Raw genomic sequence first — 15,975 nt, 5'->3', positions numbered from 1 at the left:
AAGAATCTGGCTGCATCGCACAAGGCGGATGTGGCTAAGGGTCATGCCAACGGGACGGCATGAAAATTCTTGACTCTTTTAGTATGATTCCTTAACGGCGCACAAGACCATAAAAAGTTAACGCCCGGAAAACGGGACACCACCGCGCCAGCCTTTCGCAAGCATTCGGTAAAATCACTGATTGCGAGGACGGAAGGAACTACAATGACGCGCAACACACGCAACCTGCTGCTGGGCACCACCAGCTTGTGTCTAACCTATCTGGCACTGACACCGGCAATGGCCCAGGACACGGACGCTGGATTTCTGGGAACAATCACCCTTGGCGAAAGTAAGCGAGAGGTCCGTACCGATACCGCAACGGCCGTGACCGAAATCGACCAGACCGAAATTGACGACCGCCAGGCCGGCACCATCGCCGAACTGATCGACTCCGTCCCCGGTGTGACGCTGGTCAATGGCGCAACACCGCAGGGATCGGGGATCAACATTCGCGGTTATGGATCCAACGACACGTTTGGAACTGATCAAAAGGTGCTGATCCAGGTCGATGGTGTGACCCGAGGCAGTGAAGAACTTTATCGTATCGGCAACCAATTGTTCACCGACCCGTCTCTCTACAAAGAGGTCGAGGTGATCCGCGGTACGGTCGGTTCGTTCGAATATGGCTCGGGCGTGGTCGGCGGTGTTGTCCGGCTGGAAACCAAGGATGCGTCCGATTTTACCGGCGGCGAGGTCGGGCTTCGGTTTCGCCAGATGCTGGAATATCAATCCAACGGCACCGGGATCACTCATTCCAGCATCCTGGCCTGGCAACCGACTGAAAAACTTGAATTCCTGCTGAACTACACCCAACGCGAACTGGATGTGCAGAAGGACGGGCGCGGCGCACCCATCAACCCCGCAGCGGGCGGGATTGACGACCCTTCTTATCTCTTCAAGGGCAAGCTTACCTTTGGCGAAGATGATGCCCATTCGCTGACCGCATCCTATACCAAGACCGATTCCACTCAATTCGATGTACCCTACGATTCCTTCGGCCTTGGGGTGGGGTTCGGCAATGTGGATCGTGAAGTTTCCAGCGAGACCGCGATGCTGCGCTATGGCTACAATCCGACAGGTAACGATCTGGTCGATCTAACCTTCCAAATCTCTTACGCGAACGAAGAGATCATCCAGACCCCGACCCCGTTTTCACCCCCGATCCCCTTGCTGGACGCCGATCATCAGTATGAAACCACCACCGTGACACTGAAGAACCGCGCCCTATTTGACACCGGTGCGGTCGGTCACGATCTGGTGGCGGGCCTGGAATACATTCACCGCGACCGGTTGGATGCGTCTTCCGCCCCCGGTGGCGACGATCACCGATGGGCCGTTTTCGCTGTCGATGACATTACCATCGGCGATGCCTGGACCATCACGCCCGCAATCCGTTACGAAACCTCGGAAATTCAGGGGTCAACCGCGCCCAATAACGGGCGTTTCACCGATGATGCCCTGATGGGTGGTCTGTCCCTGCGCTATGCGTTCGACAACGGATTCTCGATCTTTGGCAGCGCCGCGTATACCGAGGTTCTGCCGCCGATTGACGATCTGGACAATCTCGCCCGCATCACCCAAAGCGAGAAATCCCGCACCTACGAGATTGGCGCGTCTTACGAGAAGACCGGCGCGTTCCGTGCCGGCGACACGCTGTCGCTCAAGGCCAACCTCTACGATACCCAGTTGTGGGATGTCACATCCTTCGTGGTCAACACCGCGCGCTTCGGGCCGCCTGTATTTGTGCCCCTGGATGAAATCGAAACCCGCGGGATCGAGATCGAAGGCTCCTACGCCATGCAGAACGGCCTTTACCTTGATCTGAACGCCAATTTCACCGACGGAGAGGAAACGACCGCCGCACAGGTCAGGCGCGATTGGCGCAATCAGGCGGCCGATAGCGTGCGGTTGACCGTGGGCAAACGTTTTGCCGACGCCTACGATTTGAGTTGGGAGGTGGTTGCCAACGATTCAATTACTGTCGACGGCGTGCGCAGTTCAGGCCATGTCACGCATAATCTGCGGGCAACCATCGCGCCGGATAAAGGCGTCTGGAAAGACACCGAGTTCCGGATCGGCATCGAAAACCTGTTTGACGAGCAGTATCAGCCAAGGCTCTCCACCCGGCCTGCACCGGGCCGGAACTTCAAATTCACCTTGGCAAAGACGTTCTGAGCGCAGAGAAGCGGACGTCAACCTGGGCGCGGTCAATCTGGCCGCGCCTTTTTTCCATTCCTGTCCCAATCTGAAAGTCCAAAGGCGGCAAAAAACCCGCCCCCTGCATATCGGACTGCGACACCTGCCCGGATCAGATAATGGCGCCGCGCACCTTCGCCGACACCCATTCCGAGATCACCACCGCCAGCAGGATCACCAGCAGGATCAACGACACCTGCGGCCAAGCCAACACGTTCAGCGACGCGGAAAGCTGCAGCCCGATCCCGCCCGCGCCCACAAGGCCCAGAACGGTGGATTCGCGGATGTTGATATCCCAGCGGAAAACAGCGATGCCCGCAAAGGCAGGCAGTATCTGCGGCACGATCCCATAGGCCATGACCTGCCAGCGTGACGCGCCGGTGGCGGTGATGGCCTCAACCTGAGTGTGGTCGATCTCCTCGATCGCCTCATATAGCAGCTTGGCACAGAACCCGATTGACCGGATCGCGATGGCCACCACCCCGGCAAAGACGCCGGGGCCAATGATGGCGATCAGCAAAAGCGCCCAGATCAGAGAATTGATCGAACGTGTCGAGACAATGATCAGCAATGCGATGGGGCGCACGAAAAGCGCCGACGGCGTGGTGTTACGCGCCGCCAGGAACGCCACAGGCACCGCCAGAAGAAGCGCGATGATCGTTCCCAGAGTGGCAATGTTCAGCGTATCCCAGATGGGTTTGCCCAGCTGCGTGATGTATTCCCATTTAGGCGGGGTCGCCCGGCGCCAAATGTCGCCTGCGATATTGGGCGCATCCCAGACAAAGAACCAGGTAGTCGCATTCGAAATCTGCTGCCAGCAATAGGCAAAGACCGCGATCCCGATCAGCCAGAGCACCCAGTGAAACAGCGATTCCCGGCCCGCACGCCGTTGCCAGATCTTTTGCCCCTGAACGTCCTGAACCGGCATTACTGCACCCGCTCGCGAATGATGCCGGACAGATATTCCAGCGCCATGACGATGACGATGATGATCAACAGGATGGCCGCCGCCGTATCGTATTCATAGCGGTCAAAGGCGGTGTTGAGCGTCGCGCCAATGCCGCCTGCGCCTACCAGACCCAGAATGGCACTTTCGCGGAAATTGATATCGATCCGATACATCGACAAGCCGATCAGACGCGGCATCACCTGCGGTTGCACACCGTAATTGATCCATTGCCCCCACCGCGCACCCGACGCCCGGATCGCCTCGGCCTGTACCCGGTCCATGCTTTCGATGTCCTCAGCCAGCAGCTTGGACAGAAACCCGATGGTGGCAAAACTCAGTGTCAGGAAACCCGCCAGCGGGCCAAAACCGAAAATGGCCACCAGCAGGATCGCAACGATGATCTCCTGCAAGGCGCGGCTGATCGCAATGATGCCACGGCAGATCAGATAGACCGGCAAGGGCGCGACATTGCGTGCCGCCCCAAGCGCGATGGGTATCGAAATACCGATCCCCACAACCGAAGCGGCCACCGTCATGATGATGCTTTCCAGCATCCCCTCCCAGATATCGCCCGAGCGCGAAGTGAAATCAGGACTGGTGAAGGCCAGGACAAACTGCTTGCCGCGCTCCAACCCCTCATAGACGCGTGACCAGTTGACCTCGATCGTCAGGACCGCCGCCACAAGATAGGCCGCAAATCCGAAAACCAGCAACCAGCGCAGCCAGGCACGCTGGATAAACGGCGGTTTCTTCCAAGGCTTGCCAACGATTGTGTTGAGGTCTGTGCTCATTCCGCCGCCTCAGGCTCATCATCTTCGTCGATTTTCTCGATGGTCGCTTCCCAATCTTCCTCGCCATAGATCGTGGTCAACACCTCCGGCGTCAGCGCATCGGGCGGTCCGTCAAATTCGATCGCGCCAAAACGCAGCCCGATGACGCGCTGCACGAACATCTGCGCCAGCGCCACATCGTGGATGTTGATGATCGCCGCCAGCCCGCGTTCCTTGCACAGCTCACAAATCAGCCGCATGATCTGACGCGAGGTTTTGGGATCAAGCGAGGCGGTCGGTTCATCCACCAGCAAGAGCGCAGGATCCTGAATAAGCGCGCGGCAGATACCCACGCGCTGCCGCTGCCCACCCGAAAGTTCATCCGCACGCTTGTCAGCCATGTCCAACAGGCCCACACGGTCAAGCAGCCGAAATGCCTCATCCACGTCTTTTTGCGGGTATTTGCGCAGGAAACTGCGCCAGAAACTTACATAGCCCAGGCGACCAGACAGGACGTTCTCCATCACGCTCAGCCGCTCGACCAATGCGTATTCCTGAAAAATCATTCCCATCCGGCGGCGTTCTTTTCGCAGATTGCCGGATGACAGGCCGGTCAGTTCCACATCGCCCAGATAGACATTCCCCGAGGTTGGTTCGACCAGGCGGTTGATGCAACGGATCAGTGTTGATTTACCTGCCCCCGACGGGCCGATCAGAGCCAAAACCTGACCGTCCGGCACGTCAAGATCGACCGCTTTCAGCGCCTGATCCCCGGTCTTGTAGGTCTTCACCAGCTTTTCAAGCCTCAGCATGAAAGCCCTCCCGCCCAGAATTGCATGTCAAATAGCGTATGGAAAAGGGCGGCCTGAAATCGCCGCCCCTTCCCGGAGTACCAATAACGTTATTCGCAGGCGTAGCTGACGCCGTTGGCGGCATCAATCTTGCGGATCACATCCCAATATTCCTTGTAAGTCATCTCAAGGAACTGGCCTTCGCCGTTCTTTTCGAACTCTTCCTTCAGGCTGGTGCCGTCCCATTCGAAGTTGAAGAACGCATTTCTGATCTTTTCCTTCAACTCCGGCTTGAGGTTATAGACAACGCCATAGCCGGTGGTCGGGAAGGTTTGCGATTTGTAGATCGAAACCAGCTGATCCTCTTTCACCACGTCGCGCTCTATCATCCGCGCCAGAACCGAATTGGCGATTGACGCGGCCGGATAGTCCTTGTTGGCCACGCCCAGGATCGAATTGTCATGCTTACCGGAATAGACCGGTTCGAAATCCCGCTCGGGCAGCAGATCAAAATCGCTTTTCAGGATCGCCGACGGGGCCTTGAAACCCGAATTCGAGGTGGGTGAGGTGAAGGCCAATTGCTTGCCCTTGATATCCTCGACCTTGTCGATGCCCGAACCGGGGAAGGTCAGGATCTCCATCTCGTAGCCAAAGCTGCCATCCTCGGCGGCCATGATCGTGAACGGGTTGAACCCCGCACAATTCACGGCCAGCGGGTTCGACCCGGTGTTGAATCCCGCGATATGCAAACGCCCCGACCGCATCGCCTCGATCTGGGCAGCATTGTTCTGAACCGGGAAGAAAACGACGCTCTTGCCGGTCTCGCTTTCCAGATGGGTCAGGAAATCCGCCCAGGCCTCTTTGTAGACCGCCGGATCTTCGACAGGCGTATAGGCAAAGATCAGCGTGTCGGGATCCAGCAACTGGCTTTCATCGGTGGGCGTATCTGCCAGCAAATCGCCATCGACATCGCAAAAGCGCTCATCCAGATCGCCGCGCGGACAATCCTGTGCCAACGCTGGCTCCGTCGCCAGCGACAGGCAGAAAGCAAAGGCAGCGCCGGACAATAATTTCGAAGTCATATTCATTTTTAGTCTCCTCCCATTAAGATCAAGGCTAGTGTCGAATGTGTCGTTTAACAAAGGAAAAATTGCCCCGGTGACCTGCCTTGCCGCAAGGGCAATGTCAGAACTGGAACGGCCCGGCGCCTCCCTCCAAGGGAATACGGACCGACCGGAAGCCCTGCTGCCATTGATGCACCAAGAACCCATCCTCCTGGGTCAAAAACCCCTTCGGCGCGTCTGCGCGCAGGTCAAAGGCAAAGCTGCTGCAGGGGGACGGCGACGAAATCGCCACCGCGCGCCCGACGGACATGACCATCATGCTGTGAATATGACCACAGAGGATGCGAATTTCGGCTTGCGATGCTTGCAACAGATCTGTCAGGGCGTCAGACCCGCTCAGGCCAATCGCATCCATGAACCAGATGCCACAGTCAAAAGGCGGATGGTGCAGCGCCAACAGAACCGGCCTTTGCCCGACCTTGGCTAGCGCATCTTGCAGAAATTCAAGCGTTTCATCCTCCAGCACACCACCGCCCTGCCCTTCGACCAGCGTGTCCAGACCGATCAGATCAACCTCGCCCACCTGCCGATGCCAGTTCAGCCTACCTGTCTGAGGCAGATAACCATCATCAGCGAAAGCCTCGCGCAGATGTGCCCGGCAATCATGATTGCCCGGAATGACAAAAAGTGGCAGATCCAAAGGCGCAAGCAGCGCGCGAAAATGCGCATAGCTTTCCCGGCTGCCATCATCGCTCAGATCGCCACTGACAAGCACCGCATCAACCGGTCCGATCTGTGGCAGCATATCCCCGATCCGCGTCACCAGCTTTTGCAATGACGCCGCAGTATCCAGCCGCCCCGCCACCATCTGGCCCGGCGCCACGATGTGCGTGTCCGAGACCTGAAGAACGGTGGTCATTTGATCCCGGCCCGCAGGAAGGCTTGGACGAATTGGCGCTGGAACAGCAGGAAGGCGATCAACAAGGGCGCCACCGACATCATCGTCGCTGCCGAAATGACGCTGATATCAACACCGTTTTCGGGTGCCCCAAAGATCGACAGGCCCACCGTCAGTGGCCGGGTTTCGGGTGAGTTGGTAACAATCAGCGGCCACAGAAAATTGTTCCAATGGGTCGAAACCGATACCAGCGCATAGGCCAGATAGGTGGGCTTGGCCAAGGGCACATAGACCCGCCAGAGAATACCCAACAATCCACAACCTTCGATGCGGGCGGCCTCGTGCAGTTCGATCGGGACCGATTTGAATGACTGGCGCATCAGGAAGATACCAAAGGCGCTCGCCATATAGGGCATACCGACACCCAGAATGGTATCGAACAGGCCAAGCCGTGAAACCATCGCATAGTTTTCGACGATCAGCACTTCGGGCAGAATGAAAAGCTGCATCAGCACCAGAATGAAGACAAGGTTCTTGCCCGGAAACTCCAGCTTGGCAAAGGCAAACCCGGCCAGCGTGGTCAGGATGAACTGACCGATCAGAACCACCGTGACCAGCAGGAAGGTGTTGAGGAAATAGCGCATCCACGGCGCGCCATCCCAAGCGGTGCGGAAATTATCAAGCGTCCACGGGGCGGTCACATTGAAATTGACCGCATCCGAGGTTGAATGAAACGCCGCCCAAAAGGCAAACAGCAGCGGCGATATCCAGATCAGCGCCAGCAGGATCGCCCCCGCAGCCTCGATATGTCTTGAAACACCGCTCATTGGTAATGGGTCCGGCGGTCAAGATAGAAGAACTGGATCGCGGCCACGATACATAGCACCGCCAGGACAAGGATCGTCATGGCCGCCGCATGGGGCGCATCGAAAAAGGCAAAGGCCATTTCCCAGATGTAATAGAGGATCAGTTTCGACGCATCTGACGGCCCGCCTTTGGTCAGGATGAACAGATGGTCGATCAGCTTGACCGAGTTGATCATCGCATTGACCATGATGAAAAGCGTCGTGGGCATCAACAGCGGCAACACGATCCGGCGCAGATAGGTCCAGCGGCTGGCCCCTTCGATATCGGCGGCCTCTTTCAGGTCTTCGGGAATGGTCTGGAGCGCAGCCAGGTAGAAGATCATGAAAAAGCCGGCCTCTTTCCAGATCGTCACGATGATCACGGCCCAAAGCGCGGTTTCAGGTTGCCCCAGCCAGTTGACCGAAGGCAGGCCAAACAGGGCGCCGATCTGGTCCAGAACCCCCAGGCCCGGCGTGTAAAAGAACAGCCACAGGTTTGCGGCGGCAATCATCGGCAACACGGTGGGGGTGAAATAGGCGGTGCGCACGAACCCGCGTACCGGAATTTTCGAATTTGCCCACAGCGCCATGGCCAGCGCGATGGCAATGGAAACCGGAATGGTAATGGCCGCATAGAAAAGGTTGTTTTTCACCACCAGCCAGAAGGTCGGGTCGGCAAAAAGATCGGCGTAGTTTTCCGATCCAATGAATTCGGACGGTTTGCGCCGGGTATTCTTGGAAAAGAGGCTTGACCAGAATGTCGCGACCGATGGGTAAAAGGCAAAAAGCGAAAGCAGCAGTGCCGCGGGTGACAGCAATAGCCAGCCGTAAATGGCCTGCCTGCGTCGTTCCAGATTGACTTGTTTGCTCATGCTTGCGCCTTGCGGATGTGCACCGGCCCCCATTGATCAGGGCCGGTGCCATTTTGAGTTAGCGGTAGTCTTTCAGCAGACGATCCGCAGCGGATTGCGCCTCGCCCAGGGCTTCTTCCGGGCTTTTCGCACCGGTCAGCGCCGACTGAATGGCATTGTTCAGACCGTCGCGCACGCGGGCGGTTTCAAAGGTTGAAAACTCCGCCACCGCATTTTCCAACTGGTTGCGCGCCACAAGCGCCGGTGGAAATTCTTCGGTATAGGCTTTCAGCGCGTCGGTCTCGTAGGCGGCGGGCGACACCCCCATATAGCCGGTCGCGATCGACCATTCTGCCGCCTGTTCCGGCGATGTCATGAACTGGATCAGCTTCAGGGCCGCCGCGCGCTCTTCCTCGCTTGTGTCCTTGAAGACATAGAAATTGCCACCGCCGGTGGGCGATCCCTTGCGTACATTCGCGGGCAGTTCGGCCACGCCAAAATCAAAGCTGGCGTTTTTCTTGACCGCCGTCAGATTGCCGGTCGAATGCCACATCATCGCGGTCTGACCTTCAAGGAAGGCCTGGCGCAATGTGCCCCACTCAACAGTTCCGGTGGGCATGATGCCATGTTCAGCCGATAGCGACTGCCAGAATTTAAGCGTGTCAACGACCGCCGCATCGTCAAAATAGGTGGTCACGCCATCATCCGACATCACCTCTTTGCCGTTCTGGATCGCCAGCGCCTGGAACATCCAGTAAGGATATCCCGTCGATGGGATCATCAGCCCGTAGGTATCGTCGCCGGTCAGTTTCTTGCCCGCGTCGATCAGCTCATCCCAGGTCGTCGGCGGGCTTTCGGGGTCAAGCCCGGCTTCGCGGAACATGTCCTTGTTGTAATAGGCCACGATCGTTGACCGCTGGAACGGAATACCCCAGGTCTTGCCCTCGATCTTCCCATTGGCCATCAGCGCCGGGTAAAAACTGTTCAACCAGTCAGTATCATCCGTCAAATCGTCAAACGGCAGGATCAGATCCTGTTCGATCAGGTCATAGGCATCGATCGAGAACATGACCGCCAGTTGCGCCGGTTCTCCGGAATTCAGCGCTGACAACGCCCGCACGCGGGTGTCATCATAGTTACCTGAATAGATCGCGTTGACCTTGATATCGGGGTTGGCCGCTTCGAAATCCGCAACGATACCGTCAACCACCTCGGTCAGGGCACCGCCGACGGCGATGGGGTAATACATGGTCAGTTCGGTCTCGGCCGCTGCCGGCAACGCAATACCTGCCGCCAAAGCCGCCGACAGGCCAAATGTCTTGAAGTGTTTCATTGATAGATCCTCCCTAGGATTTCTTTGCCAGCGCCCGCCACGTCATGTCCCGGCCAGGCGCTCGCCTTCTTGGTTGAATTTGTGCAGATTATGATCGTCGAATGTAACGTCTACATGTGCGCCTTCGGGCATCAGCGACAGACCAGGTTGCAGCACCGATAACCCGGTCGTCCCCGCATGGTTGAGCCCGATCAGTGTTTCCGAGCCAAGGAATTCCGCCTCGCTCACGGTGCAAGACAACCGGCCCTTACCGTCCGGCACGATTGACACATGTTCGGCCCGAACGCCCAGCGTAAACCCCGGCTCAAAACCGTCGACAGTTGACGAATCGATCAATGCCATGGGCGGCGCGCCCACGAACTCGGCGACAAAGGTATTGACCGGTCGATTATAAAGGTCGTCGGGCGTGCCCACCTGCTGAATGCGCCCGTCCTTCATCAGCACGACCTTGTCGGCCATGCTCATAGCCTCGGTCTGATCATGGGTGACGTAAACCACCGTGATGCCAAGGTCGCGCTGCAATTTCTTGATGTCCTTACGCACCGAATTGCGCAGCTTGGCGTCAAGGTTGGATAGTGGCTCATCCATCAGACACAAGCGCTGCCCGGCCACGATGGCCCGCGCCAGGGCCACGCGCTGCCGCTGACCACCCGACAATTCGCCCGGCTTGCGGCTCTCATAGCCCTGCAACCCGGTGATCTCCAACGCCCGCGCCATCTTTTCCGCCCGCTCCGCCCGCGGTACCCGGCGCACTTTCAAGCCAAAGACCACGTTTTCAGCGACCGAAAGATGCGGGAAAAGCGCATATGACTGGAAAACCATCGACAGGTTCCGATCCGACGCGGCACTCGTGGTCACATCACGACCATCAATCAGAATCTGCCCCTCATCGGGTATTTCCAGCCCGGCCAGCAACCGCAAAGACGTGGATTTTCCACAGCCCGACGGCCCCAGAAGCGCAACAAACGTCCCCTCTTCGATATCCAGCGAGATCTCCTCGACACCCAACTGGCCATTCCATCGCTTGGCCACATCCTTCAAGATGACAAAGGGGGCGCCGGTCATGCCGTTTCTCTTTCCGCCAGCACCAGCCGGTCATTCATATCGTCAAAAAGCGGGGCAAAGGCGGCATCGGGCATCCGGTCCAGGATCACGTGATCCATATCGCGGATGTTTTCACCCGCCGCCGGGGCGAAGCGACCAAACTTGGTCTGATCCAGCACCAGCAGCGACACTTGCGAATTCTCGCGAATGCGCTCGCGCACCTTCACCTCGGCAGAATGAAACTCCAGCAGACTGCCATCACCGGCCACACCGGCCACACCGAAAACCCCGTATTCGGCACGATAGCGGTCAAAGAACTGCACCACCTCATCGCCCAGGATATCACGATCCGGCAGCCGCAACTCCCCTCCCGGCAGGATGATCCTGTTGGACAACTCGTCGCTCAGTTCCATCGCCGCGTTCAGATTGTTGGTGATCACCGTCAATCCCTTGCGGCCGCGCAACGCCCGCGCCACGCTCAGGGGCGTCGACCCGATTGAGATGAACAAGGACGATCCGTCCGGGATCAGCTCGGCCGCCGCCGCGCCGATGTCACGCTTGCTGACAGGGTTTGTTGCGGCACGCTGATCAAACGGCGTGTTCAGATGCTGCTCTGCCAGTTCCACGCGCCCGTGTTTGCGGTGCAGCGTGTCACATTCACACAGTTCATCAATGTCGCGCCGTATTGTCTGCGTGGACACATCAAGCAACTCAGCCAGCGCGCCCACGGAAACGACGCCGCGCTCCTGCACGATCCCAAGAATGCTGTCCCGCCGCTTTCGCTTTCTTTCAGACATCTCCACCCCTGAATCGTCTGGGGACAAGGCTAAGGCTACCAAAACAACAAAACAACAAAAATCTATTCCAAACATACAAAACCATGCAGCATCGCGGCGTATTGTATGCCTTATAGGGCTATTTCTGTTGCTTTGTTCGCTTTTGGATTTGTTATTTCTCCACGCGTCGCTACAGTTGAAGCAACCGGATTATTCCAGTACGCGTCATTGAAACCGAACCGAAGGCCCTCAAAAAAAATGTTAAGCGCCCCCGCGATTTTCGACCGATATCAAGAGGTTCGGCCCCGCTTCCCGCAGGCAAAACCAAAGATCACAACCCGGAACATCTCGGCCCTGACAGACATTGCCGACAGCAGCTCGGCCTTCGTGTTTGATGCTTTCGGCGTGCTCAATGTCGGCGAAACCCTGATCGACGGCGCTGATCGAAGACTGGAAGAACTGCGCGCCCAAGGCTGCGACATTCGCATCCTGACCAACGCCGCAAGCTATGATCGCACCGGGGCGGTTGCCAAGTTCCAGCGCCTGGGGATCGCGATTGAAAGCAATGAGATCATCACCAGCCGCGACGCAGCGCTAGCGGCCCTCAGCCCCGGCCTTTGGGGGTGCATTGCCGCGCCCGAAGATCAGTTGACCGATATCGGCTTTGACACGCTGCGCCTTGGCCTCGCCGCGGACGCGTACGATCAGGTGGATGGCTTTCTGTTTCTATCCTCGGCGGGCTGGACCGACACGCGCCAAGACCTACTCCGGGCCTCCCTTCAGCGCAAGGATCGCCCGGTCATCATCGCAAACGCCGATCTGGTCGCCCCACGCGATAACGGGTTTTCACTCGAACCCGGTCACTTTGGCCATCTGCTGGTGGACCAGGGGTTTGCGCATGTCCGGTTTTTCGGAAAACCCTACCCCGAGGTCTACAATTTGGTAGAACGCTCTTTGCCCGATACGCCAGCCAGGAAAATCATCATGTGCGGCGACACGCTTCACACTGACATCCTGGGCGCCGCCGCCCGGGAATGGCGCACCGTATTGGTAACAGGCGATGGCCTCTTCGCCGGATACGACACGGCCAAATTCTGCACAGAGGCCGAATTGCACCCGGATTGGCGCCTGGCACGAATCTGAAGCAGCACACAGTTTTGCACCACCTTAGAGATCACCCGAAACAAGCGATTTTCGACATGGGTCAAAGATTAAGAAATTAGCTCAACATACAGGTATTTATAACGAATTCTGTGTGATGGTGCGGTCGAGAAGACTCGAACTTCCACGGGTGTTACCCCACAGCGACCTCAACGCTGCGCGTCTACCATTCCGCCACGACCGCACGTCTAGGCTTGGTGGGCGAGGCTATATCAACGTGCCCGTCGCTTGTGAAGAGCTTTTCCGCAGTTTTTGACGCTGCGCTGCCTGCCGACGTGCTCTGCCAGTGCATTCGGCTTTGAAACTCCGCGCGGTCACCGCTAGAACCCTCCTGACGGTGCCCCGCGGCGGGTGCTGCGCCCTGATCTCTGCCAAAAGGCTCCTTGTGCTGATGCTGCTGCCCGACCCTGCCCATCTGGAACCGGATGCCGTGCAATGGCATGTCTCGGACGGGCTTGTCCCCTACGATCAGGCGGTCACCGCAATGGAAGACCGGGTTGCGCGCATCGCCCGGGGCCAGGCGCCCGAAGCGATCTGGCTGCTGGAACACCCGCCGCTATATACCGCCGGCACCAGTGCCAAGCCGCAGGACCTGACCGATCCCGACAGGTTTCCGGTGCATGTCAGTCAGCGCGGTGGCCAATATACCTATCACGGCCCGGGACAGCGGGTTGTCTATGTGATGCTGGACGTGGGCAAGCGCGGCCATGACGTGCGCCTTTTCGTGAAACAGCTTGAAGGCTGGGTGATCGCCACGCTGGAACGATTCAACGTCACCGGAGAGATCCGCGACGGCCGCGTCGGCGTCTGGGTGCAGCGGGATGACAAACCCCTCACCGCCAGCGGCGCAAAACCCGAGGACAAGATCGCCGCGATCGGCATTCGCCTGCGCAAATGGGTCAGCTTTCATGGCATTTCGATCAATGTCGAACCCGATCTGGACCATTTCAACGGCATCGTCCCCTGCGGCATCACCGAACATGGGGTCACCAGCCTGGTCGATCTGGGCCTGCCGGTCACGATGCATGATCTGGACGTGGCGCTCAGACAGACGTTTCAGACGGCATTCACCGACCGTTCCTAGCGCCGGGTTTGCCGCAGCCCCCTAGCCAACCAGCTTTTCAATCGCATTCTCGGCAGCGTGGACGTCGATCTGGGCGCGGGTCACCTGCACCATCTTCTGATGATCCGGCTCGCTCAGCAGGCTGGCGCCGTTTTCACCGATCACCGCCGACATCGCCATCGCGGCATTGTTGAGCACCAACAGAACCGTCATCCCGTCCTCGTCATCCGGCCCCTTCCCGGCACTGCGGATCGTGACTTGATCGACCCTGGGCGGTTGCAGCAGTTGGGATAGCATCAGATCAATCGCCGCCGCTGCCTTGGTGCGGGCGGCGATCTCGGCGGCCATACCCGCCTGCGCCAACGTGACACTGCCCAGCTCCTCGCCGATCTCCGGCGCCTTCCAATTGGAAATCTGCTCCATCGTCGCTTCGAGCGGATCTGACGGCATCTCCGGGTTGTCATGTTCGACGCAGTCATAAATCACCACATCCTCATCGGTCAGCGCAGCCCAGCGTTTGCCCGCCGTGGTGAACAGGGTGACACACATCAGCTCCTCGCCCTCGACCTCTTGGTAGCTGCCATTGCCAACCCGCGTGATCGCCGCCAGCGGCTGGGCCACCCCCGCCGCCATGCTGATCGCCGCCATCGGCTGTCCGGTCACCTGTGCGTCAAGCCCCGCAATGCGCAGAATACGGTCACGCATCTCGCGATAGGGGTTGGCAGCACAAAGCCGTGCCCGGGCATTGGCGACCTGCGCATCGGGCAGCGCCAAAAGGTTGGGTGCGGTGCTGATCCACGCGGCAATCATCTCGCGCAGCGATCCATCGCTTTCAACCGCGTAGAACATATCGTCCAGCTCATCCAGCCGCGCCGCCCTGCCCCCGTCAAACCCGGTTTGCCGGGCCACATCGTCGGGATGCGACTGTACCCACTCGTTGAAAATCCGGAACACCAACAGATATTCCTCGGCATCCATTTCGGTCAGACAATACAGGATATCGGCGGTGGTCTGCGGCAGGTTGGCCCCGCTATTGTGGATGAATTGCGAATGGCCGCCGTTATTGACCTGAGCCAGATAATAATCGGCATGATAGGCCGCCATCGCCAGCACCGGGATTTCGCGGCGGTTGAAATGACCCTGCGAGGTCAGCACGTTGACGTAATCAATCACCGCCCCGACAAGGGGATGGGGGTCTTCGGGAAACGCCTCCAGCGCCGATTGCGCGACGATGATCGGCATGTCTGACAGATCAATGCTTTCCGCTGGCGGCTCTGCGCTGTTGCTGCCCCGGGCCCGGATGGATGACGCGAGACGTGCAATCGCTTTCAGCATGGCTCAATCCTCGTGCGTTTTCTGCGTTCTACGGTCCTCTCGGGTATGATTCAGGAATTCGGAAGAATTGGGGCAGAAATCCAGCTTTGTCGGGGCCGGAGGCACCGTGAAGGATGCGCGCATGCGAGACCCGGCAGACCAGAAATGCCCCGGTCTGCCGATTTTCAGGGTTTCTCAGGCCGACGGGGGCTGGGGATCAACCCGCAGATGGTCGCGCTTGATCCAGACGCGTGCGCCCTCGGAACCAACCGCAATGGTCGCGGCACCACCGCGCGGTAGGCGCAACCAGCTATGCTTGCCAAAGCTCTCGCCGCCTTCGTCAAAGCCACCGTCCAGCACCAGCACCTCAAGCCCGCCCGGGGCGTCAAGATCAAGCTGCGCCCCGGCCTGCCACCGCTCCAGCACGACATCCTCATGCGCGTCATGGAAGAGCGGCATCACCTCAACCCCGGCGCGCTCTGGGACAAAACGCATTTTCCCGGTGTCGATCCGCACATGGGTGCGGTCGGCAAGGTCGAATTGCCAGAGCTTCACAAAGATGGTGCAGCCCGGTTCCGACCCCGGCGTATGCGACGATTGCGGCGGATTGCGGATGTAACTGCCTTCCGGGAAATCGCCATGCTCGTCCTGAAATACGCCGTCAAGCACCAGAAACTCCTCGCCGCCAGTATGCACATGGCTCGAAAATTTGCTGCCCGGCGCATAGCGCACGATGGTGGTGGCCCGCGCCACCTCGTCCCCGATCCGGTCCAGCATACGCCGGTCCACGCCGGGCATGGGGGACGCCACCCAAGGCTCGTCGGCGCTGTGAACCACCGCACGTTTGGAAAAATCGTCATGTAACCCCATGATCCGTC

General features: G+C 58.6%; 15 protein-coding genes and 1 tRNA gene. 3 read left to right on the top strand and 13 right to left on the bottom strand.

Annotated elements, in window-relative coordinates; translation table 11 throughout:
- The first annotated feature begins 204 nt into the window (after nt 1-204).
- Entirely contained in the window at nt 205-2,217 is a 2,013-nt protein-coding gene (locus tag Q1B27_RS03200; RefSeq protein ID WP_299843501.1) for a TonB-dependent receptor, read from the top strand.
- 133 nt (nt 2,218-2,350) lie between these two features.
- Here Q1B27_RS03200 and phnE (Q1B27_RS03195) read toward each other — a convergent pair whose 3' ends face one another.
- The 10 genes from phnE (Q1B27_RS03195) to Q1B27_RS03150 all read right to left on the bottom strand — a co-directional run bounded on the left by phnE (Q1B27_RS03195) (nt 2,351) and on the right by Q1B27_RS03150 (nt 11,580).
- Nucleotides 2,351-3,166 carry a phosphonate ABC transporter, permease protein PhnE gene (phnE, locus tag Q1B27_RS03195; protein WP_299843498.1) on the bottom strand — a complete coding sequence of 272 codons (816 nt, stop codon included), beginning with the start codon at nt 3,164-3,166 and terminating at the stop codon, nt 2,351-2,353.
- Nucleotides 3,166-3,978, bottom strand: coding sequence for a phosphonate ABC transporter, permease protein PhnE (phnE, locus tag Q1B27_RS03190; protein WP_299843495.1), 813 nt, complete (start codon nt 3,976-3,978; stop codon nt 3,166-3,168). Before phnE (Q1B27_RS03190) ends, phnE (Q1B27_RS03195) begins: the two co-directional genes overlap by 1 nt.
- Nucleotides 3,975-4,769 carry a phosphonate ABC transporter ATP-binding protein gene (gene phnC, locus Q1B27_RS03185; RefSeq protein ID WP_299843492.1) on the bottom strand — a complete coding sequence of 265 codons (795 nt, stop codon included), beginning with the start codon at nt 4,767-4,769 and terminating at the stop codon, nt 3,975-3,977. Before phnC ends, phnE (Q1B27_RS03190) begins: the two co-directional genes overlap by 4 nt.
- An 89-nt stretch (nt 4,770-4,858) precedes the next feature.
- Complete coding sequence (gene phnD / locus Q1B27_RS03180; RefSeq protein WP_299843487.1) at nt 4,859-5,836, bottom strand: phosphate/phosphite/phosphonate ABC transporter substrate-binding protein; 978 nt, start codon at nt 5,834-5,836, stop codon at nt 4,859-4,861.
- 97 nt (nt 5,837-5,933) lie between these two features.
- On the bottom strand, nt 5,934-6,731 hold the full coding sequence (locus tag Q1B27_RS03175) for a metallophosphoesterase (protein ID WP_299843485.1): 798 nt from the start codon (nt 6,729-6,731) through the stop codon (nt 5,934-5,936).
- Nucleotides 6,728-7,537 (bottom strand): carbohydrate ABC transporter permease, encoded by an 810-nt coding sequence (locus Q1B27_RS03170; RefSeq protein ID WP_299843482.1) that lies wholly within the window; start codon nt 7,535-7,537, stop codon nt 6,728-6,730. Before Q1B27_RS03170 ends, Q1B27_RS03175 begins: the two co-directional genes overlap by 4 nt.
- Nucleotides 7,534-8,427 carry a carbohydrate ABC transporter permease gene (locus tag Q1B27_RS03165; protein WP_299843479.1) on the bottom strand — a complete coding sequence of 298 codons (894 nt, stop codon included), beginning with the start codon at nt 8,425-8,427 and terminating at the stop codon, nt 7,534-7,536. The genes Q1B27_RS03170 and Q1B27_RS03165 overlap by 4 nt, the downstream gene beginning before the upstream one ends.
- 58 nt (nt 8,428-8,485) lie before the next feature.
- Nucleotides 8,486-9,739: an ABC transporter substrate-binding protein gene (locus Q1B27_RS03160; RefSeq protein WP_299843476.1), complete on the bottom strand. Its 1,254-nt coding sequence runs from the start codon at nt 9,737-9,739 to the stop codon at nt 8,486-8,488.
- Nucleotides 9,740-9,781: 42 nt separating this feature from the next.
- Entirely contained in the window at nt 9,782-10,804 is a 1,023-nt protein-coding gene (locus tag Q1B27_RS03155; protein ID WP_299843473.1) for an ABC transporter ATP-binding protein, read from the bottom strand.
- On the bottom strand, nt 10,801-11,580 hold the full coding sequence (locus tag Q1B27_RS03150; protein WP_299843471.1) for a DeoR/GlpR family DNA-binding transcription regulator: 780 nt from the start codon (nt 11,578-11,580) through the stop codon (nt 10,801-10,803). Before Q1B27_RS03150 ends, Q1B27_RS03155 begins: the two co-directional genes overlap by 4 nt.
- 237 nt (nt 11,581-11,817) lie before the next feature.
- Here Q1B27_RS03150 and Q1B27_RS03145 point away from each other — a divergent pair, with 237 nt between their 5' ends.
- Nucleotides 11,818-12,702, top strand: a complete 885-nt coding sequence (locus Q1B27_RS03145; protein ID WP_299843468.1) for an HAD hydrolase-like protein — start codon at nt 11,818-11,820, stop codon at nt 12,700-12,702.
- Nucleotides 12,703-12,818: 116 nt separating this feature from the next.
- Here Q1B27_RS03145 and Q1B27_RS03140 read toward each other — a convergent pair.
- Nucleotides 12,819-12,904: transfer RNA gene (locus tag Q1B27_RS03140), tRNA-Leu, on the bottom strand.
- Nucleotides 12,905-13,111: 207 nt separating this feature from the next.
- On the opposite strand from Q1B27_RS03140, the gene lipB reads away from it, so the two are divergent.
- Nucleotides 13,112-13,804 (top strand): lipoyl(octanoyl) transferase LipB, encoded by a 693-nt coding sequence (gene lipB / locus Q1B27_RS03135; RefSeq protein ID WP_299843465.1) that lies wholly within the window; start codon nt 13,112-13,114, stop codon nt 13,802-13,804.
- Nucleotides 13,805-13,825: 21 nt separating this feature from the next.
- On the opposite strand, the gene Q1B27_RS03130 is transcribed toward lipB, so the two are convergent.
- Nucleotides 13,826-15,118 carry a DUF4375 domain-containing protein gene (locus Q1B27_RS03130; RefSeq protein WP_299843463.1) on the bottom strand — a complete coding sequence of 431 codons (1,293 nt, stop codon included), beginning with the start codon at nt 15,116-15,118 and terminating at the stop codon, nt 13,826-13,828.
- A gap of 174 nt (nt 15,119-15,292) precedes the next feature.
- Nucleotides 15,293-15,967, bottom strand: a complete 675-nt coding sequence (locus tag Q1B27_RS03125) for a cupin domain-containing protein (protein WP_299843459.1) — start codon at nt 15,965-15,967, stop codon at nt 15,293-15,295.
- Nucleotides 15,968-15,975 lie beyond the last annotated feature (8 nt).

It is taken from the genome of uncultured Roseovarius sp. (assembly GCF_947489715.1).
In the GTDB taxonomy this organism is placed as follows: domain Bacteria; phylum Pseudomonadota; class Alphaproteobacteria; order Rhodobacterales; family Rhodobacteraceae; genus Roseovarius.
The sequence above is the reverse complement of the archived record's forward strand: the minus strand, read 5'-3'. Positions and strand labels throughout refer to the sequence as shown.

Excerpts from the sequence above, each read along its gene's own strand:
- Q1B27_RS03200 (WP_299843501.1), top strand. The coding sequence starts at position 205 with ATGACGCGCAACACACGCAACCTGCTGCTGGGCACCACCAGCTTGTGT.
- phnE (WP_299843498.1), bottom strand. The coding sequence starts at position 3,166 with ATGCCGGTTCAGGACGTTCAGGGGCAAAAGATCTGGCAACGGCGTGCG.
- phnE (WP_299843495.1), bottom strand. The coding sequence starts at position 3,978 with ATGAGCACAGACCTCAACACAATCGTTGGCAAGCCTTGGAAGAAACCG.
- phnC (WP_299843492.1), bottom strand. The coding sequence starts at position 4,769 with ATGCTGAGGCTTGAAAAGCTGGTGAAGACCTACAAGACCGGGGATCAG.
- phnD (WP_299843487.1), bottom strand. The coding sequence starts at position 5,836 with ATGAATATGACTTCGAAATTATTGTCCGGCGCTGCCTTTGCTTTCTGC.
- Q1B27_RS03175 (WP_299843485.1), bottom strand. The coding sequence starts at position 6,731 with ATGACCACCGTTCTTCAGGTCTCGGACACGCACATCGTGGCGCCGGGC.
- Q1B27_RS03170 (WP_299843482.1), bottom strand. The coding sequence starts at position 7,537 with ATGAGCGGTGTTTCAAGACATATCGAGGCTGCGGGGGCGATCCTGCTG.
- Q1B27_RS03165 (WP_299843479.1), bottom strand. The coding sequence starts at position 8,427 with ATGAGCAAACAAGTCAATCTGGAACGACGCAGGCAGGCCATTTACGGC.
- Q1B27_RS03160 (WP_299843476.1), bottom strand. The coding sequence starts at position 9,739 with ATGAAACACTTCAAGACATTTGGCCTGTCGGCGGCTTTGGCGGCAGGT.
- Q1B27_RS03155 (WP_299843473.1), bottom strand. The coding sequence starts at position 10,804 with ATGACCGGCGCCCCCTTTGTCATCTTGAAGGATGTGGCCAAGCGATGG.
- Q1B27_RS03150 (WP_299843471.1), bottom strand. The coding sequence starts at position 11,580 with ATGTCTGAAAGAAAGCGAAAGCGGCGGGACAGCATTCTTGGGATCGTG.
- Q1B27_RS03145 (WP_299843468.1), top strand. The coding sequence starts at position 11,818 with ATGTTAAGCGCCCCCGCGATTTTCGACCGATATCAAGAGGTTCGGCCC.
- lipB (WP_299843465.1), top strand. The coding sequence starts at position 13,112 with ATGCTGCTGCCCGACCCTGCCCATCTGGAACCGGATGCCGTGCAATGG.
- Q1B27_RS03130 (WP_299843463.1), bottom strand. The coding sequence starts at position 15,118 with ATGCTGAAAGCGATTGCACGTCTCGCGTCATCCATCCGGGCCCGGGGC.
- Q1B27_RS03125 (WP_299843459.1), bottom strand. The coding sequence starts at position 15,967 with ATGGGGTTACATGACGATTTTTCCAAACGTGCGGTGGTTCACAGCGCC.